We start from the raw sequence: 16,495 nt of genomic DNA, 5'->3' as shown, positions 1-16,495 counted from the left end.
GAGGGAGCAAGACCAAGAAAGAGGAGAACGAGCATGAAAGCTGTGACACTGAACGCGGCCGACGGCGCCCCTCTCGCGGCGCGCGTCTACGAACCGGCCGGCGACAGCCAGGGCAACGTCGTCATCGGCGGCGCCATGGGCGTGCGGCAGGACTACTACGCGCCGTTCGCGGAATGGCTGTCGCAGCAGGGCTGGCGCGTGACCACCTTCGACTACCGCGGCTCCGGCGAATCCGCACCGCGGAACCTGCGCGGCTTCAAGGCCGACCTGTTCGACTGGACGCGCGACTACGAAGCCGCCATCGACCACGCGCACGCGGCCTCGCCGCACAAGCCTCTCTACCTGCTGGGCCACAGCCTGGGCGCGCAGCTCCCCGGCTTCCTCGCCAACCAGGAAAAGGTCAGCGGACTGCTCAGCATCGCGGCGGGCAGCGGCTACTGGCGCGACAACGCGCCGCAATTGAAGCGCATCGTTCCGTACTTCTGGTTCTTCCTGGTGCCGCTCGCGACCAAGCTGTGCGGCTACTTCCCCGGCAAGAAGCTGCGCAAGGTAGGCGACCTGCCGGCGGGCGTGATCATGCAATGGCGCAAGTGGTGCCTGGACCCGAAGTACAGCGTCGGCGCCGAAGGCGAGCCGGCGCGCCAGGCCTACGCGCGCGCCAGGTTCCCGGTGCTCGCGCTGTCCATCACCGACGACGAGCTGATGACGCTGCGCGGCACGCACACGCTGATCGACCTGTACGAGAACGCGCCGCGCAGCGTGCAACGCATCGCGCCACAGGAGCTCGAAATGCGCCGCATCGGCCACTTCGGCCCGTTCCGCAGCAACCAGGAAACCAAGCTCTGGCCCCGCATGGCCGGCTGGTTGAGCGGCTTCGCGACACCTGCGGCCGCATGAGCGAAGCGTCGCATCCCTTCGACCAGGCCATCGCCCTTGTGCCGCAGGGCGATGGGGAATTCCTGGGACACACGCATCCGGGCTACGCCAACTTCATCGGCCCCTATGGCGGGATCACGGCGGCACAGACGCTCAACGCCGTGCTGCTGCACCCGCAGCGCCTGGGTGAGCCGGTGGCCTTCACCGTGAATTTCGCCGCGGCTCTGGCGGACGGCCCCTTCACCGCCAAGGCGCGGCCGGCCCGCACCAACCGGTCGACCCAGCACTGGATCATCGAGCTGCTGCAGAACGGCGAGGTTGTGGCCACGGGCACCGCGCTCACGGCCGTGCGCCGCGAAACCTGGAGCGGCCACGAAGCCGTCATGCCCGAGGTCCCGCGGCCGCTCGACGTTCCGCGCACACCGCGCAAAGGCGTCGAATGGCTGCACCGCTACGACATGCGCTTTCTCGAAGGCATGGTGCCGCGCAAGTGGGAAGGCCAGGGCGCCGATGAGAGCGTGACCCGCCTCTGGGTGCGCGACGAACCGCTGCGGCCGCTGGACTTCGCTTCGCTCGCCGCATTGGCCGACAACTTCTTTCCGCGCATCTGGCTGCGCCGGGCCACCCAGACGCCGATCGGCACCGTCACGATGACGGTGTACTTCCATGCCGACAGCGCGGTGCTGGCGCAGACGGGCACCAGCTTCCTGCTGCTCCAGGCCAAAGGCCAGGGTTTCCGCAACGGCTACTTCGACCACACCGGCCAGCTCTGGAACGAGGCCGGCGAGCTGCTGGCGACGACGACACAAGTCGTCTACTACAAGGAGTAGCGCGATGAGCAACGATGCCAGGGCGCCTGTCGCCGTGGTGGTGGGTGCGGGCGACGCGACTGGTGGGGCCATCGCCAAGCGCTTCGCGCGCGGCGGCTACACCGTCTGTGCCACGCGCCGCAGCCTCGACAAGCTGCAGCCGCTGCTGGAAGAGATCCGCGCGGCCGGCGGCACGGCCCATGGCTTCCCCACCGACGCGCGCAAGGAGGAGGAGGTTGTCGCCTTCTTCGAACAGGTCGAGAAGGACATCGGCCCGGTCGAGGTGATGGTGTTCAATATCGGCGCCAACGTACCTTCGAGCATCCTCGACGAGACCGCGCGCAAATACTTCAAGATCTGGGAGATGGCCTGCCTGGGCGGCTTCCTGAATGGCCGCGAAGCCGCGAAGCGCATGGTGACGCGCGGCAAGGGCACCATCATCTTCACGGGCGCCACGGCTTCGCTGCGCGGCGCCGCCAATTTCGCCGCTTTCGCAGGCGCCAAGCACGCGCTGCGGGCGCTGGCGCAAAGCATGGCGCGCGAGCTGGGTCCGCGGGGCATCCACGTGGCGCATACCATCATCGATGGTGCGATCGACACCGAGTTCATCCGCGAGAACTTTCCGGAGCGCTATGCGTTGAAGTCGCAGGACGGCATCCTCAACCCGGACCACATCGCCGAGAACTACTGGATGCTGCATTCGCAACCGCGCGATGCGTGGACACACGAGCTGGATTTGCGGCCCTATATGGAGAAGTTCTGATGGCAAAGCCGGTCGACTTTTATTTCGATTTCGGCAGCCCCGCTGCCTATCTCGCCTGGACCCAGATGCCACGCATCGCCGCGGAAACCGGGGCCACGGTCAACTACAAGCCCTTCCTCCTCGGCGGTGTCTTCCAGTCCACCGGCAACAAGTCGCCGATGGAAGTGCCGGCCAAGGGCAAGTACATGCTGGACGACCTGCAGCGCTTCGCCACGCGCTACGGCGTGCAGTTCGCGCACAACCCGCACTTCCCCATCAACACGTTGATGCTGATGCGCGGCGCCACCGGCCTGCAGTTGCGCGACCCGGCGAAGCTGCTGCCTTACGGCGACGCGGTCTACAAGGCGATCTGGGTCGACGGCAAGAACATGGGCGACCCCGCCACCGTGGGCGGCGTGCTGCAGGCCGCGGGATTCAACCCGCAGGAACTGCTGGCGCTGACGGCGGAGCAGGAAGTGAAGGACAAGCTGAAGGCGGACACCGCGGAGGCCGTCGCGCGCGGCGTCTTCGGCGCGCCCACCTTCTTCATCGATGGCCGCATGTATTGGGGCCAGGACCGACTCGATTTCGTGAAAGAGGCTTTGCAATGACCACTGACATCCTGACCCACATCGAAGCCGGCGTGATGACCATCACGCTGAACCGGCTGGAGCGCAAGAACTCCATCACCTCTGCGATGTACGGCGCCATGGCCGACAGCCTGGCCGCCGCGCAGGAAGATGCCGCCGTGCGCGTGGTCGTGCTGCAGGGCCACGAGACGGTGTTCTCGGCCGGCAATGACATCGGCGACTTCCTGAACAAGCCGCCTTCGGGCGAAAACTCACCGGTGTTCCGATTCCTGCACGGCATCGCCACTTTCCCCAAACCGTTGCTGGCAGCGGTGTGCGGTCCGGCGGTGGGCGTCGGCACGACCATGCTGCTGCATTGCGACCTGGTCTATGCCGGCGACAACGCGGCCTTCTCCATGCCGTTCGTGAACCTGGGCCTGTGCCCGGAAGCCGCGTCGAGCTTCCTGCTGCCCAGGATGCTGGGCTATCACCGCGCGGCCGAAGCGCTGCTGCTGGGCGAGCCCTTCATGGCCGAAGCCGCGCTCGAGGTCGGCCTCGTCAATCGTGTGCTGCCGCCGACCGAAGCCAACAACTATGCGCAGGCGCAGGCGCGCAAGCTGGCCGCCAAGCCGATCTCGGCCCTGGTGGAAACCAAGCGCCTGATGAAGAAGGGCCAGCAGCAGGAGGTGGCGCAGCAGATGGCCGACGAGGGTGCGAGCTTCCGCCGCATGCTCGGCGAGCCCGCCGCGAAGGAGGCGTTCACGGCGTTCATGGAGAAGCGGAAGCCGGATTTCTCGAAGGTGTGAGGATCGTCATCCCTGCGGAGGCAGGGATCCAGGGGCATCCGATGCAGGGTGCCTCGTCAACGCCTGGATTCCTGCCTGCGCAGGAATGACGGCAGTTCAGGAGCAACCATGTCCCTCAAAGGCAAAACCCTCTTCATCACCGGCGCCTCCCGCGGCATCGGCCTGGCCATCGCCAAGCGCGCGGCTGCCGATGGCGCCAACATCGTCATCGCCGCCAAGACGACGGAAACCAACCCGAAGCTGCCCGGCACGATCTATAGCGCCGCCAAGGAGATCGAAGCCGCCGGCGGCAAGGCCTTGCCGCTCCAGGTCGACATCCGCGAAGAGGCCAACGTGCTCGACGCCGTGCGCCAGGCCGTCGAGGCGTTCGGCGGCATCGACATCCTGGTCAACAACGCCAGCGCCATCAGCCTCACCGACACCGAGAACACGCCGATGAAGCGGTTCGACCTGATGAACGGCGTGAACGCGCGCGGCACCTACCTGTGCACCTACGCCTGCCTGCCGGAACTGAAGAAGTCCGCCGCCGCCGGCCGGAATCCGCACGTGCTGACCATGTCGCCGCCGCTGTCGATGAAGGAGCACTGGTTTTCTTCGCACACGGCGTACTCCATGGCCAAGTACGGCATGAGCATGTGCACGCTGGGCCACGCGGGCGAGTTCAGGAAGTTCGGCATTGCGGTCAACAGCCTGTGGCCGCGCACGGCGATCCACACGGCAGCGCTGCAGATGATCCCGGGCGTGGACATCAACATGTGCCGCAAGCCGGAGATCCTGTCCGACGCCGCGTACTTCATCCTCACCAGCCCGAGCACCACCACCGGCAACTTCTTCATCGACGACACGCTGCTGGCGCAGCATGGCGTGACCGACCTGGAGAAGTATTCGGTGAAGCCGGGGACGAAGAAGTTCATCCCCGACTTTTTCGTGGACTGAGGTCCGGCGTCCTCAAGCCGGCTTCGCCAGCCCCAGCCGGTCGATCAGCGCCTTCTCGCGCTTGAAGGTTTCCTCGGCGAACTTGCGGTAGCCGTCCGAGCTCATGTAGTTGGGCAGCATGTCGTACTTGGCGAGCGCCTGCACGTAGCTCGGCTCCTCCATCGCCTTCTTGAAGCCGTCGTGCAGGCGCTTGACGATGGCGGGCGGGGTGCCCTTGGGTGCGCCGAAGCCGAAGGGCGAGTTCTGCACCACCGGGATGCCGAGCTCCTTCAGCGTGGGCACGTCCGGGAAAGTCGGCAGGCGCTTGTCGCCCCAGGTGTTGAGGATGCGCAGCTTGCCGGCCTGCACCAGCGGCGTCCAGCCGGTCGAGTCGGAACCCGCCATCACGTGGCCGCCCAGCAGTGCCTGGTTGAGCTCCGCGCTGCCCTTGTAGGGCACGTGCTGCAGCTGGATGCCGGCGTGCTGCGCGATCAGCTCGGTGGTGAGGTGCGGGCTGCTCAGCGTGCCGGTCGAGGCATAGGACAGCTTGCCCGGGTTGGCCTTGGCCCAGCCGACGAAGTGCGTCCACGTCTTCAGCGGCGAATCGGCCGGCACCACCATGCCGAACGCGTAGCCCGTGACGTTGAGCACATAGGCGATGTCGTTGACGGGGTGCCAGTTGATCTTGGTGGTGTACGGCAGCCGGAAGATGCCCAGCGGCAGCTGCGCGAGCGTGTAGCCATCGGGCTGGGCGTTCTGCAGGGCCACGGCGGCCAGGGTGCCGCCAGCGCCGGCCCGGTTCTCGATGATGACCGGCTGGCCGAGGATCTTCGACGCGTTCTCCGCCAGCTGGCGCATCGTGATGTCGGTCGGCCCACCGGGGCTGAACCCGATCATCAGCTTGATGGGCCGCGCCGGGAAGGTCTGAGCCGAGACGGCGAAGGGCGAAGCCACGACGCTGGCGGCGGCGGCTTGGATGAGTTGGCGGCGTTGCATGTGGGATCTCCTGAACGATGAGGTTTCGCGTATCGGAACAAACGGGACAATCGACTATAGGGCCCGGTTGCTTCGACAGAGCTCCGGGTTTATGCCAACGTCGCCGGTCGCCTGTGCGACTACAGTTCCGCATATCGGAACCAGGAGGCGGAATGCCAGCAAGCGGCGGATTCACCGAAGACAGGCGCTACGTGGCCGCGCTGGCGCGTGGGCTGGACGTGCTGCAAGCATTCCGCTACGGCGAGCGCTGGCTGACGCACCAGGAGATCACGCGCCGTACCGGCTTGCCCAAGGCGACGGTGTCGCGCATCGCGTTCACGCTGGTCTCGCTCGGCTACCTGCGGCAGGACGGCGCCAAGGGGAGCTACGGGTTGGGCAACGGAGGCCTCACGCTGGGTTTCCGCGTGCTGGTCAACGCGGAGATCGCCGCCATCGCGCGGCCGGAACTCGAGGAACTGGCGCAGTTGTCCCAGGCCGCGGTGTCACTGGGCGTGCGGCACCAGTTGTCGATGGTCTACATCGCGCATGCGCGCGGGCAGGCGCGCCTGACGCTCTCGCTGGACGTCGGGGCGCGCATCCCGATCGAGAGCACGTCGATGGGCCGCGCCTTCCTTTGCGCGCTGCCCGCGCACCGGCGCGCGGAACTCGACCGGCAATTGCAGGACAAGCTGGGCGCCGACTGGGGTCCGCGGGCCGCGGCGCTGGACCGGGCGGCGCAGCAGTGGCGGGACACGGGCTTCGTCACCTCCGAGGCGGAGTGGGAGTCGGACATCAATGCCGTCGGTGCGTCGATCGACCCGGGCCATGGCGCCGAGCCCTATGCGATCAATGTCGGCGGCCCGACCAACGTGCTGACGCGGGAGCGGATGTACGAGGAGCTGGGCCCGCGCGTCGCGCAGGCGGCGCGCCGCATCGAACAGGGGCTGCGGTTCCAGGCTGCGCAGGCTTAGCTGGCGACCATCTCCCGCGCGACCTGGTCGCGCCGCCACGAAGCCGGCGGCTGCCCGATCATCCGCTTGAAGGCGCGGGAGAACGCGGCTTCCGACTCGTAGCCGACGTCTTCCGCAATGGAAGCCACGGGGCGCCGCGTCTCCAGCAACATGCGCGAGCCGAGCTGGATGCGCCAGCGCGCCAGGTACTGGTTGGGCGGCTGGCCCAGCGCCTGGTTGAAGCGGTCGTGCAGCGCGGAACGCGAGAGGCCGACGCGATGGCCCAGTTCCTCCACGGTCCACGGGTGCGCCGGGCTGTCGTGCATCGCCGCCAGTGCTCGTGACACATAGCGGTCGCGCAGGCCGGCCAGCCAGCCCTTGGCACCGTCCGGCAGTTCCTCGAAATAGAGCCGCACCGTCTCCGCCAGCAGTGCTTCGGCCAACCGGACGAGCACCACGTCGCTGCCCGCCGGCTGGCTGCCGCAGCCGCGCGCGGCCTCGCCGGCCAAACGCGCCATCCACGGGCTGCAGCGCGCCGCCGGCAGGTGGAGCAGACGTGGCCACGATTCGATCAGCAGGCGGGCCGCCTGCGCGTCGTGCTGCAGGCAGCCACGCACCAGCGTCCCCCCCGGCTGCGGCGTGATGCGCACGCCCCCTCGCGGCGCCAGCACCAGGTCGCCGGTGCGCAGCAGCACGTCTGCCTCACCCTCCACGGTGGCCAGCGCTTCGCCGCGCAGCACCATCGCCATGAGCAGCGGGCCGCCGCACGGAGTGTCGCAAGCGTGCGCGGGGTCCGCGATCACTTCGAAGGCCGCGCTTTGGAGCCGCACGGTGCGCAGGAGGTCGGAGAGGGTGTCGTGGTTCATGGTGGGTGGCGACTGTGCCGCACCCACTGGCTGGGCCACAGATGCCATAGGCCCGGACGGACCATGACCAAAGTCACATCAGTGCACTAGTTCACGCAGCGCGCCCAGCAAACGGGCGCTCGAGACGGGTTTCACCAGCAACGGCAGGCCATGTTCGGTTGCGGCGCGGCGCAAGCCCGAGTCGGTCTCGCCCGTGATCAGCAGGACCTGCTTGCCGCGCAGGCGCAGTTGCAGCGCGACATCCAGGCCCGACTCGCCGCGCGGCAACCGCACGTCGCAGATCGCGACGTCGGTCTTCGCGGAATTCGACATCGCGTCGGCGGCATTCTCCACGTGCGTCACGCGCTGGCCCCAGGACTGGAGCAACTGCCGCATGGCACTGGCGACCAGCAGGTCGTCCTCGACGATCAGGATGTCGCGCGGCGGCAGGCCGGTGCCGGTGTCCGGCATTTCCAGCGGCATCGCGCCGGAAATGGACTCCGGCGCGGGCATCGTGTCGAGCGCGGACGATGCCAGGTCGCGCGCGTTCGGCGCCACGGTGGCCTGCTGCAGCAGCACGGTCATGCAGCAGCCCCGGCCCGGCTCGGAGCGCACCAGCAGGCTGCCCTCCATCAGGTTGGTGAAGCGGCGCGAGATCGCGAGGCCGAGGCCGTAGCCCTGCTGGCGGTTGCGCGCGTCGTTGTCGATCTGCACGAACTCTTCGAAGATCTTCCCCTGGGCATCGAGCGGGATGCCCTTGCCCGCATCGCGCACCTGCAGTCGCCAGCCGCTTTCCGCGCGCCGCACCGCGACCACCACCGAGCCGCCGCGCGGCGAGAACTTGATGGCGTTGTCGATCAGGTTCGACACCACGCGCTTCAGCATCAGTTCGTCGGCCAACGCATAGCGCTCGTCCTCGGCCAGCGCGATCAGGCGCACCCCGGCGCGTTCGGCCACCGCACTGTGCTGCAGGATCAGGCTGCGCACCACCTGGCCCAGGTCGACCGACTCCATGCGTGGCTGCAGCACGCCGGCGTCCATCCGCGTGAGGTCGAGCACCTGCGAGAGCAGGCCGTCCAGCGCCTTCCAGCTCAGGCGGATGCCTTCGACCGCGCGTTGCGCGTCCTTGTCGCCGCTGGCGGCGCTCATGCGCACCAGCGGGTCGAGGTACAGGCCGATGGCGTGGACGGGCTGGCGCAGGTCGTGGCTGACCGCGGCGAAGAAGCGCGACTTCGTGAGACCCACGCCGGCCATCGCATCGGCGGCGCGTTCCGCGCGGCGGCGCTGCTCGAACTGCTGGTCGAGCGTGCGCTCGTGGAAGCGGGAGGCCATGACGACCGTGGCGATCATGAAGAACCCGCCGATGCCCATCAGGAACAGCAGCGTGTTGTGCTGCATCACGCCCTCGGCGATGCAGCGCAGTGCCGTGGGCGCGATGATCAGCGTCACCGCCACGGCGTTGCGCAGGAAGTCGGCGGAGAGCCGCAAAGCGGCCACCGTCGCCGCGCCGAACAGGTGGACGCCCAGCAGCGTGAGCATCAGCATGTTGCCGGACACGAAGCAGAAATACGCGGCGCCGCCGATGGCGCCCGTGTGCACCCAGGTGTAGAAGCGGTAAGCGCCGCGCCGCTGCGCCTGGGGCAGCGCCGCGAACCACGGGCGCGTGGCGTGCCAGTAACGCAGCGTGCCGGTGAAGGCGCAGATGCAGAACCAGGTGAAGGGCTGCCACCACGGCAGCACCGTCATGTACAGCAGCGCCCCGAGCAGGTCGGTGGCGCGGAAGATCAGGTAGTTGGCCGGCGTGTGGGTGCCGTCCTCCGGGTCGGGCCGGTGGTCGAGGACACTGCTCACGTGATATCGGGGTCGTATTGAGCGGCCTGCGTGCGGTTCGAAACGTTCAGCGCGCGGAAGATCTCGGTCATGTAGTTCTTGACCGTGCCCTCGCTGATGTTCAGCTTCTGCGCGATGCGCTTGTTGGTCATGCCCTGCTTCAGCAGCGCGCGCACTTCCTCCAGCCGCGGCGACAGCCCGATCTCGGCCGCGGCCTGCGCCTCGGCCGGCTGCACGAACATCAGCTTGATGCCCTGCAGCGCGGCGTCGATCGCCACGCGCATGTGGTCGGCCGTCGCGCTCTTGGGCACGAAGGCGTGCACGGTGGGGATCTCGAGCGTGCGCCGCACCACATCGGGGGAGGTCAGGGCCGAGATGCACACCAGCGGCAACCGCGGATGGGTGCGGGCCAACTGCGCCAGGCGCGCGCCACGGTCCATCCCGGGCATGTTGAGGTCCACCAGGGCCAGCTTCACCTGCGGCGCGTTGGCCGCACGCTCCAGCGAATCCGCATCGTCCGCCTCCAGGAAGCGCACGTGGGGCAGCATGCCCGAGACCATCAGCTTCAGCCCGTCGCGGACCAGGTTGTGGTCATCCGCAATGATGAAAGTGACGCCGCTTTCGGCAGCTTGCATTCCAGGTTCGATCGCCATGGCGCGAGCGTAGCGAGATCGGACTTTTGTCACAACCGCCCCGAGGGTGAAATTGGTCATGCACCCGCCAAGGAATGCACAGACCGCGCCCCGCCTGGACTTTCGGTCAAGAGCGGGCGACGCGCAGAGAAGGCCGCAACGTCGCTTCCTTTCAACAATCGCGGTCACCTTAACCAACGGAGGCTTTCATGTCCCAGACCGCCACCCCCACGGCAAACACCACGGCGACCGCCAACCCCGATTTCGCCGCCATCAAGCAGAAGCAGCAGGCCACCTGGGCCAGCGGCGACTTCGCCGTCGTCGGCACCACGCTGCAGATCGTCGGCGAGAACCTCGCCGAAGCCGCGGACATCCGCGCCGGCGAGCTGGTGCTCGACGTCGCCGCCGGCAACGGCAACGCCACGCTCGCGGCGGCGCGCCGCTTCGCCCGCGTCACGTCCACCGACTACGTGCCCGCGCTGCTCGAAAAGGGCGAAGCCCGCGCTCGCGCCGAAGGTCTGGACGTCACCTTCCTGCCGGCCGACGCCGAGGCGCTGCCCTTCGGCAACGACGTGTTCGACGCCGCGCTCTCCACCTTCGGCGTGATGTTCGCGCCGCAGGCCGAGCGCAGCGCCGCCGAACTGGTGCGCGTGGTGCGCTCCGGCGGCCGCATCGGCCTGGCCAGCTGGACGCCCTCGGGCTTCCTGGGCGACCTGTTCAAGACCATCGGCAAGCATGTGCCGCCGCCGGCCGGCCTGCGTTCGCCCATGCAATGGGGCGACGAGGCGCGCATCGGCGAACTGTTCGCCGCCCATGGCGACGTGCAGTGCACGCGCCGCAACTTCATGATGCGCTACCAGTCGGCCGAGCACTGGATCGCCGTCTTCCGCACCTTCTACGGCCCGACGCACAAGGCCTTCGCCGCGCTGCAGCCCGCGGCGCAGACCAAGCTGCATGAAGACCTGGTGACGCTGCTGGAAGCCGCCAACCGCGGCGGCCCGGCCTCGCTGGTCGTGCCGGCCGAGTACCTCGAAGTCGTGGTGACCCTGAAATGAAGCGCGCGCACTTCTTCCACTGGAGCGCCGCGTTCGCCGCGCTGGTCGCCGCCGGCTGTGCCACCACGGCACTCGAGGCGCCGCTCGCCACGGTGCCCGCCAAGCTGCAACCCGCGGGCGAGACCATCAGCCACGTCGTCCCGGCCAAGGGCGTGCAGATCTACGAATGCCGCGCCAAGGCCGGCGCCGCCGGCCAGGCCGAGTGGGCGTTCGTGGCGCCCGAGGCGGAGCTGTTCGACCGCCGCGGCGTGCGCATCGGCAAGCACTACGGCGGCCCGCACTGGGAAGCGCTGGACGGCAGCAAGGTGGTGGCGGCGGTGCGGGAACGCGCCGACGCGCCGGCCGCGGACGCCATCCCCTGGTTGCTGCTGGGCGCCCGCCCGGTCGGCCCTGCGGGCGAGTTCAGCAAGGTCACCAGCATCCAGCGCGTGAACACGGTCGGCGGCATCGCGCCGCGCGACGGCTGCGGATCCGCGACGCTGGGCCGCCAGGCGCGTGTCGCCTACACGGCCGACTACTACTTCTTCAGCCGGTAAAGCCACGCCATGCTGCTTTCGAAGAATCCGCGCGCCCAGCCGCACGTGCGCATCCAGGGCGAAGGCCCGCCGGTGCTGTGCCTGCATTGCAACGCGGGCAGCTCGGGGCAGTGGCGCGGCCTGATGGACCGCCTGGCGCCGCGCTATCGGGTGCTGGCCCCGGACCTGTACGGCTCCGGCCGCAGCCCAGACTGGCATTCGGACCGGGTGATCCGGCTGCAGGACGAGCTGGAACTCATCGAGCCGCTGCTGGCGGTCTCCGATGAACCGGCCGTCGTCGTCGGCCACTCCTAGGGCGCGGCGGTCGCGCTGCTGGCAGCGCTGCGGCATCCGAAGCGGGTGCGCGCGCTGGTGCTGTACGAGCCCACGCTGTTCGCGCTGCTCGACGAGGAGTCGGCGCCGCCAAACGCGGCCGACGGCATCCGCAACGCCTGTGCTGCCGCGTCGGACGCGCTGGACCGGCACGACACGGAAGCGGCCGCGCGCGCCTTCTTCGACTACTGGAGCGGCACCGGCACCTGGGACGCCATGCGCGAGGAGCAGAAGCGTTCACTCGCGGCCAGCATCGTCCACGTGCGGCGCTGGGAGCACGCGCTGTTCCGCTCGCGGATACCCGCCAACGACCTGCGCGCGTTGCACATCCCGGTGCTGTGCCTGTCGGGCTCGCGCACGACGGCTTCCGCGCTCGGTGTGCTGCGCGTGCTCGCGCGCCACCTGCCCAACCTGAAACGGCAGGAGTTCGCCGGCCTCGGCCACATGGGTCCGGTGACGGACCCCGAACCGGTGAACGCCGCCATCGCCCATTTCCTTCATCAACTTGACCAACCCCTGGACCACTGAAATCATGAAAACTCTCTCCCGCATTGCCTTGGCTGCCTCGCTGCTGGCCACCTTCCACGGCGCGCAAGCCGACGCCGTGACCGACTGGAACACCCGCACGGGGGACTGGATGATCGAGGCGCGCCTGGGCACGCCGCCGGCCATCCGCATCTCCGCCATCGTGCAGACCGCCGTGTTCGACGCGCTGAACAACCGCGCGCCGGGTGCTTCCGCCGACGCCGCCGTGGCCGCCGCGCACCGGGCGACCCTGGCGAAGCTGATGCCGGCGCAGGAGGCCGCCGTCGGCACCGCCTACCAGGCGGCGCTGGCCGCCATCGCCGATGGCCCCGCCAAGGTGGCGGGCATCGAGGCCGGCGAGAAGGCCGCCGCCGCCGTGCTGGCCGCGCGTGCCGACGATGGCGCAACCGCTGCCGAGCGCTATCGCCCGGCGACCGCGCCCGGCGCCTACGTGCCGACCGCGGTCCCGGCGGTGCCGCAATGGCCGCAGCGCAAGACCTGGGTGCTGGCCAAGCCCGACCAGTTCCGCGCGCCGCCGCCGCCCGCGCTGACCAGCCCCGAATGGGCGCGCGATTTCAACGAAGTGAAGACCTTCGGCAGCCGCACGAGCACCGTGCGGAACGCGGAGCAGACCGAGATCGGCCGCTTCTGGGAGTTCTCGCTGCCGCCCATCTACAACGGCGTGGTGCGCTCCGTCGCCCAGGCGCCCGGCCGTGACGTGCTGCAGAACGCGCGCCTGTTCGCCGCGGCAGCGCAGGCGATGGACGACGCGATGATCGCCGTCTGGGATTCCAAGTACCACTACAACTTCTGGCGCCCCATCACGGCCATCCGCAATGGCGACGCCGACGGCAACGACGCCACCGAGCGCGACGCCGGCTGGGCGCCTTTGATCGACGCGCCGCTGCACCCCGAGTACCCCAGCGCGCACAGCATCCTGGCCGCCGCCGTCGGCACCGTGCTGAAGGCGGAAACGCTCGGCGCGGCCGTGCCGGCGCTCAGCACCACCAGCCCCAGCGCCAAGGGCGTCACGCGCCGCTGGACCCGCATCGACGACTTCATGAATGAAGTGGCGCAGGCCCGCGTCTATGAAGGCATCCACTATCGCTTCTCGACCGACGCCGGCCTGGCGATGGGCCGCAAGGTGGGCGAAGCCGCGGTGCGCAAGCACTTCGGCGCGGCGGCCGTGGCCGCGGTGGCGCAGTGACGCAGCAAGCCATCCGGCAAGGCCTGGCCGGGGTGCTGCAGCACTATGCCCAGCATCCCGAGCAGGCGGTCGGCAACGACCGACCCGCCACTGCTGTCGTGGAGCAGGGGCTGCGCTGCCGCGCCGAGGGACCGAACGGCGCGGTGCTGGTCACCGACATGCCGGTGCCTTTGGGCGGCGGCGCATCGGCTCCCACGTCGGGCTGGTTCCTGCGCGCCGCGCTCGCGACTTGCGACGCCACCATGATCGCGTTGCGCGCGGCGCAGCTCGGTGTGACGCTCACGCAGCTCGAGGTGACCGTGGAGAGCCGCTCCGACAACCGCGTGATGCTCGGCGGCGCCGAGGGCGGCTGGCCCGGGCCGTTGGACATGCGCGTGCGTGTGCGCATCGCCGCCGATGGCGTGCCGGCGGAACAATTGCACGCGATCGTCGACTGGGCCGAGTCCCATTCGCCGGTCGGGGATGCGCTGAAGCGTGCAGTCGCGGTGTCAGTGGAAGTCGAAACCGCGGCGCACGCGGCAAATGTCACATAGTGTTTCTTTCGGTGGGCGGACAATCCTTCCAGGACTTTGGAAGGACCTCCTTGAGCGTGTACGACCACGAGATTTCCAGCGACCTGCTGGCCCGCACGGAGCCACCGGAGCGGGCCGCGGCCATGCTGCTGGGCCTGGGCATGTTCGCGCTGGCACGGCTGGACCTGCATCTGGGCCTGCCGATGGACAGCGCGGAGCCTTCGAGTTTCATCGCGAAGCTGGAGCGCCTGCAGACGCAGGTGCGTGGCATGCCGATCGGTGAGCTGCGGGGCGGCTACCAGGCCTGGATCGAGCGCTGCAAGGCCTCGCCGCTGGTACGCAACGACAACGCGGGCGGCCGCTGGGTCCCGGACGCGCGCAGCGGCAACGTCGTGAGCGTCGTCACCCTGGCGGGCGGCGAGAAGCAGCAACAGGGCTATGGCCTGGTCGAGCTGGAAGCGGCGGTCGAGGAACTGCGCGAACTGCTGACCCTGCTGACACGCCTGCGGCGCGAAGGATCCGCAGCCTAGCTATCATCCGGCGCATGCCCTACATGCTCCTCATCCACGAGCCCCTCGGCCAGCGCGCCACGCGCAGCCGCGCCGAAGGGGAAGCAGTGTTCGAACGCATGGTCCGCTTCGGCGACGAGCTGCGCACGCAGGACGTGCTGCTGGCTGTCGAGTCGTTGGCCAACCAGGACGCCGGGGCCACGCGCGTGCAGGTCCGTGGCGGCAAGGCTTCCGTGGTCGATGGGCCGTTCGCCGAGGCCAAGGAAATGGTCGGTGGCTTCTATCTCCTGAACGTCAAGACGCGCGAGGAGGCGCTGGCGATCGCCAGGCGCTGCCCGGCCGCGGAATGGGCGACGGTCGAAGTGCGCGAAACGGCGCCCTGCTACGTATAGTCTTACGGGTTTTCTCCGATCGGCATCTCGTCGATTCCGCCCGGTCTCCTTCGTCGTGCAGGTAGAAGCCGCACACCACAAGGAGAGCCACCATGCGATTCATGATCATCGTCAAGGCCACGCCCGACAGCGAGGCCGGACGCTGGCCCGAGGACAGCGACAAGATGTTCGAGGCCATGCGCGTCTACCACGAAGACCTGGCCAAGGCCGGCGTCCTGCTGGACGGATCCGGCCTGCACCCCAGCAGCAAGGGCTGGCGCATCCGCTACGCGCCGGATGGAAAACGCACCGTGGTCGACGGGCCCTTCGCCGAATCAAAGGAACTGATCGCCGGCTACACGCTGATCCAGGTGCGCTCCCGCGAGGAGGCGCTGGAGTGGACGCGCCGCTTCCCGAACCCGGTGGGCTTCGACCAGCCGGCCGAGATCGAAGTCCGGCAGCTGTACGACATGGAGGACTTCCAGGGCATCGCTTCCGACAGCGAGATCGAGAAATTCCGCGAACTCGGGATGAAGTGAGGCCGCCATGCTCAAGACCATCGCCCTCATCGCCGTCGCCGGCATCGGCCTCGTGCTGATCGCTGCCGCGTTCCGCCCCGACACCTTCCGCGTGCAGCGCAGCGTGCGCATCGCGGCGCCGCCGGCCACCATCCACGCATGGATCAACAACGTCCAGCAGATGAACAGCTGGAGCCCCTTCGTCAAGAAGGACCCCAGCATCAAGGGCACGTACCGCGGCCCGGCCGCCGGCCCGGGCGCGGCCTACGACTTCGACGGCAACGGCCAGGTCGGCAAGGGCAGCGTGGAGATCACCGGCTCCACGCCGGAAAAGATCACCATGAAGCTCGACATGCGCGAGCCGATGGAAGGCCACAACGTGATCGAATTCAGCCTGGTCCCGCAGGGGAAGGAGACCGAAGTCACGTGGGCGATGCACGGCCCCAGCCCCTACATCGGCAAGCTGGTGGGCCTGGTCTTCAACATGGACAAGATGATCGGCCGAGATTTCGAAGCGGGCCTGGCCGACCTGAAGGCGCGCGCCGAACGCGCCTGAACCACCCAACGCCACCAAGGAACAAAACATCATGGCACGCCAGATCTTCGTCAACCTGCCCATCAAGAACATGGAGAAGTCGCAAGCCTTCTTCGGCAAGCTGGGCTTCACGTTCAACCCGCAGTTCACCAACGAGCAGGGGGCCTGCATGGTCATCAGCGAGGGCAGCAACTACGCCATGCTGCTGGTCGAACCGTTCTTCCAGTCCTTCATCAAGAAGTCGATCGCCGACGCCACCAAGACCACCGAGGTGCTGATCTGCCTGTCGTGCGAAAGCCGCGCCGAGGTGGACGACATGGTGAAGAAGGCGGTGGCGGCCGGCGGCAAGCCGCACGGTACTTCGAATGACCACGGCTTCATGTACCAGCACGGTTTCGAGGACCTGGATGGCCACATCTGGGAAGTGATGTACATGGATCCTGCCGCCACGCCTCCGCAGATGTGA

20 protein-coding genes and 1 pseudogene are annotated in these 16,495 nt (G+C 68.4%); 17 read left to right on the top strand and 4 right to left on the bottom strand.

What is annotated here, in order from left to right; translation table 11 throughout:
• The first annotated feature begins 33 nt into the window (after positions 1 to 33).
• From FN976_RS14980 to FN976_RS14955, 6 genes are all read left to right on the top strand, one after another.
• Positions 34 to 897: an alpha/beta hydrolase family protein gene (locus FN976_RS14980; protein WP_145893850.1), complete on the top strand. Its 864-nt coding sequence runs from the start codon at positions 34 to 36 to the stop codon at positions 895 to 897.
• Positions 894 to 1,706 carry an acyl-CoA thioesterase gene (locus tag FN976_RS14975; protein ID WP_145893849.1) on the top strand — a complete coding sequence of 271 codons (813 nt, stop codon included), beginning with the start codon at positions 894 to 896 and terminating at the stop codon, positions 1,704 to 1,706. The genes FN976_RS14980 and FN976_RS14975 overlap by 4 nt, the downstream gene beginning before the upstream one ends.
• 4 nt (positions 1,707 to 1,710) lie before the next feature.
• Positions 1,711 to 2,448 carry an SDR family oxidoreductase gene (locus FN976_RS14970; RefSeq protein WP_145893848.1) on the top strand — a complete coding sequence of 246 codons (738 nt, stop codon included), beginning with the start codon at positions 1,711 to 1,713 and terminating at the stop codon, positions 2,446 to 2,448.
• A complete protein-coding gene (locus FN976_RS14965; protein WP_145893847.1) occupies positions 2,448 to 3,038 on the top strand; it encodes a 2-hydroxychromene-2-carboxylate isomerase in 591 nt (196 codons plus the stop codon). Before FN976_RS14970 ends, FN976_RS14965 begins: the two co-directional genes overlap by 1 nt.
• The gene (locus FN976_RS14960) at positions 3,035 to 3,802 is read left to right on the top strand and encodes an enoyl-CoA hydratase (protein ID WP_145893846.1); all 768 of its coding nucleotides are present in this window, start codon (positions 3,035 to 3,037) and stop codon (positions 3,800 to 3,802) included. Before FN976_RS14965 ends, FN976_RS14960 begins: the two co-directional genes overlap by 4 nt.
• Before the next feature lie 108 nt (positions 3,803 to 3,910).
• The gene (locus tag FN976_RS14955) at positions 3,911 to 4,738 is read left to right on the top strand and encodes an SDR family oxidoreductase (protein ID WP_145893845.1); all 828 of its coding nucleotides are present in this window, start codon (positions 3,911 to 3,913) and stop codon (positions 4,736 to 4,738) included.
• 12 nt (positions 4,739 to 4,750) lie between these two features.
• Here the strand turns inward: FN976_RS14955 and FN976_RS14950 are convergent, their stop codons facing one another.
• On the bottom strand, positions 4,751 to 5,713 hold the full coding sequence (locus FN976_RS14950; protein ID WP_145893844.1) for a tripartite tricarboxylate transporter substrate binding protein: 963 nt from the start codon (positions 5,711 to 5,713) through the stop codon (positions 4,751 to 4,753).
• Between the two features lie 152 nt (positions 5,714 to 5,865).
• On the opposite strand from FN976_RS14950, the gene FN976_RS14945 reads away from it, so the two are divergent.
• Positions 5,866 to 6,663 carry an IclR family transcriptional regulator gene (locus FN976_RS14945; RefSeq protein ID WP_186510915.1) on the top strand — a complete coding sequence of 266 codons (798 nt, stop codon included), beginning with the start codon at positions 5,866 to 5,868 and terminating at the stop codon, positions 6,661 to 6,663.
• On the opposite strand, the gene FN976_RS14940 is transcribed toward FN976_RS14945, so the two are convergent.
• From FN976_RS14940 to FN976_RS14930, 3 genes are all read right to left on the bottom strand, one after another.
• Positions 6,660 to 7,508 (bottom strand): helix-turn-helix transcriptional regulator, encoded by an 849-nt coding sequence (locus FN976_RS14940; protein ID WP_145893842.1) that lies wholly within the window; start codon positions 7,506 to 7,508, stop codon positions 6,660 to 6,662. The genes FN976_RS14945 and FN976_RS14940 overlap by 4 nt on opposite strands.
• 78 nt (positions 7,509 to 7,586) lie before the next feature.
• Positions 7,587 to 9,338 carry a hybrid sensor histidine kinase/response regulator gene (locus FN976_RS14935; RefSeq protein ID WP_145893841.1) on the bottom strand — a complete coding sequence of 584 codons (1,752 nt, stop codon included), beginning with the start codon at positions 9,336 to 9,338 and terminating at the stop codon, positions 7,587 to 7,589.
• A complete protein-coding gene (locus FN976_RS14930) occupies positions 9,335 to 9,952 on the bottom strand; it encodes a response regulator transcription factor (RefSeq protein ID WP_186510914.1) in 618 nt (205 codons plus the stop codon). Before FN976_RS14930 ends, FN976_RS14935 begins: the two co-directional genes overlap by 4 nt.
• 206 nt (positions 9,953 to 10,158) lie before the next feature.
• Between FN976_RS14930 and FN976_RS14925 the strand changes: the two genes are divergently transcribed.
• The 10 genes and pseudogenes from FN976_RS14925 (at position 10,159) to FN976_RS14880 (ending at position 16,495) form a co-directional block, all read left to right on the top strand.
• Complete coding sequence (locus FN976_RS14925; protein ID WP_145893839.1) at positions 10,159 to 11,004, top strand: class I SAM-dependent methyltransferase; 846 nt, start codon at positions 10,159 to 10,161, stop codon at positions 11,002 to 11,004.
• Positions 11,001 to 11,540 carry a DUF3455 domain-containing protein gene (locus FN976_RS14920; protein WP_145893838.1) on the top strand — a complete coding sequence of 180 codons (540 nt, stop codon included), beginning with the start codon at positions 11,001 to 11,003 and terminating at the stop codon, positions 11,538 to 11,540. The genes FN976_RS14925 and FN976_RS14920 overlap by 4 nt, the downstream gene beginning before the upstream one ends.
• A 9-nt stretch (positions 11,541 to 11,549) precedes the next feature.
• Positions 11,550 to 12,380 (top strand): annotated as a pseudogene (locus FN976_RS29490) (alpha/beta fold hydrolase).
• A 4-nt stretch (positions 12,381 to 12,384) separates the two neighbouring features.
• Entirely contained in the window at positions 12,385 to 13,584 is a 1,200-nt protein-coding gene (locus FN976_RS14910; RefSeq protein WP_145893837.1) for a vanadium-dependent haloperoxidase, read from the top strand.
• Positions 13,581 to 14,117 (top strand): OsmC family protein, encoded by a 537-nt coding sequence (locus FN976_RS14905; protein ID WP_145893836.1) that lies wholly within the window; start codon positions 13,581 to 13,583, stop codon positions 14,115 to 14,117. Before FN976_RS14910 ends, FN976_RS14905 begins: the two co-directional genes overlap by 4 nt.
• A gap of 50 nt (positions 14,118 to 14,167) precedes the next feature.
• Positions 14,168 to 14,626 carry a hypothetical protein gene (locus tag FN976_RS14900; protein WP_145893835.1) on the top strand — a complete coding sequence of 153 codons (459 nt, stop codon included), beginning with the start codon at positions 14,168 to 14,170 and terminating at the stop codon, positions 14,624 to 14,626.
• Between the two features lie 14 nt (positions 14,627 to 14,640).
• Positions 14,641 to 14,997: a YciI family protein gene (locus tag FN976_RS14895; protein WP_145893834.1), complete on the top strand. Its 357-nt coding sequence runs from the start codon at positions 14,641 to 14,643 to the stop codon at positions 14,995 to 14,997.
• A 92-nt stretch (positions 14,998 to 15,089) separates the two neighbouring features.
• Positions 15,090 to 15,515 carry a YciI family protein gene (locus tag FN976_RS14890; protein ID WP_145893833.1) on the top strand — a complete coding sequence of 142 codons (426 nt, stop codon included), beginning with the start codon at positions 15,090 to 15,092 and terminating at the stop codon, positions 15,513 to 15,515.
• 7 nt (positions 15,516 to 15,522) lie between these two features.
• Positions 15,523 to 16,050 carry an SRPBCC family protein gene (locus tag FN976_RS14885; protein ID WP_145893832.1) on the top strand — a complete coding sequence of 176 codons (528 nt, stop codon included), beginning with the start codon at positions 15,523 to 15,525 and terminating at the stop codon, positions 16,048 to 16,050.
• Between the two features lie 31 nt (positions 16,051 to 16,081).
• Positions 16,082 to 16,495 carry a VOC family protein gene (locus tag FN976_RS14880; RefSeq protein WP_186510913.1) on the top strand — a complete coding sequence of 138 codons (414 nt, stop codon included), beginning with the start codon at positions 16,082 to 16,084 and terminating at the stop codon, positions 16,493 to 16,495.

Origin of the sequence: Caenimonas sedimenti (assembly GCF_007833165.1) — a bacterium.
Classification (GTDB): Bacteria; Pseudomonadota; Gammaproteobacteria; order Burkholderiales; family Burkholderiaceae_C; genus Ramlibacter; species Ramlibacter sedimenti.
The sequence above is the reverse complement of the archived record's forward strand: the minus strand, read 5'-3'. Positions and strand labels throughout refer to the sequence as shown.

What these genes read in the sequence shown, in the direction of transcription:
- FN976_RS14960 (WP_145893846.1), top strand. Translation starts at nt 3,035, where the DNA reads ATGACCACTGACATCCTGACCCACATCGAAGCCGGCGTGATGACCATC.
- FN976_RS14895 (WP_145893834.1), top strand. Translation starts at nt 14,641, where the DNA reads ATGCCCTACATGCTCCTCATCCACGAGCCCCTCGGCCAGCGCGCCACG.
- FN976_RS14925 (WP_145893839.1), top strand. Translation starts at nt 10,159, where the DNA reads ATGTCCCAGACCGCCACCCCCACGGCAAACACCACGGCGACCGCCAAC.
- FN976_RS14950 (WP_145893844.1), bottom strand. Translation starts at nt 5,713, where the DNA reads ATGCAACGCCGCCAACTCATCCAAGCCGCCGCCGCCAGCGTCGTGGCT.
- FN976_RS14940 (WP_145893842.1), bottom strand. Translation starts at nt 7,508, where the DNA reads ATGAACCACGACACCCTCTCCGACCTCCTGCGCACCGTGCGGCTCCAA.
- FN976_RS14945 (WP_186510915.1), top strand. Translation starts at nt 5,866, where the DNA reads ATGCCAGCAAGCGGCGGATTCACCGAAGACAGGCGCTACGTGGCCGCG.
- FN976_RS14965 (WP_145893847.1), top strand. Translation starts at nt 2,448, where the DNA reads ATGGCAAAGCCGGTCGACTTTTATTTCGATTTCGGCAGCCCCGCTGCC.
- FN976_RS14885 (WP_145893832.1), top strand. Translation starts at nt 15,523, where the DNA reads ATGCTCAAGACCATCGCCCTCATCGCCGTCGCCGGCATCGGCCTCGTG.
- FN976_RS14920 (WP_145893838.1), top strand. Translation starts at nt 11,001, where the DNA reads ATGAAGCGCGCGCACTTCTTCCACTGGAGCGCCGCGTTCGCCGCGCTG.
- FN976_RS14980 (WP_145893850.1), top strand. Translation starts at nt 34, where the DNA reads ATGAAAGCTGTGACACTGAACGCGGCCGACGGCGCCCCTCTCGCGGCG.
- FN976_RS14890 (WP_145893833.1), top strand. Translation starts at nt 15,090, where the DNA reads ATGCGATTCATGATCATCGTCAAGGCCACGCCCGACAGCGAGGCCGGA.
- FN976_RS14970 (WP_145893848.1), top strand. Translation starts at nt 1,711, where the DNA reads ATGAGCAACGATGCCAGGGCGCCTGTCGCCGTGGTGGTGGGTGCGGGC.
- FN976_RS14880 (WP_186510913.1), top strand. Translation starts at nt 16,082, where the DNA reads ATGGCACGCCAGATCTTCGTCAACCTGCCCATCAAGAACATGGAGAAG.
- FN976_RS14975 (WP_145893849.1), top strand. Translation starts at nt 894, where the DNA reads ATGAGCGAAGCGTCGCATCCCTTCGACCAGGCCATCGCCCTTGTGCCG.
- FN976_RS14910 (WP_145893837.1), top strand. Translation starts at nt 12,385, where the DNA reads ATGAAAACTCTCTCCCGCATTGCCTTGGCTGCCTCGCTGCTGGCCACC.
- FN976_RS14930 (WP_186510914.1), bottom strand. Translation starts at nt 9,952, where the DNA reads ATGCAAGCTGCCGAAAGCGGCGTCACTTTCATCATTGCGGATGACCAC.
- FN976_RS14955 (WP_145893845.1), top strand. Translation starts at nt 3,911, where the DNA reads ATGTCCCTCAAAGGCAAAACCCTCTTCATCACCGGCGCCTCCCGCGGC.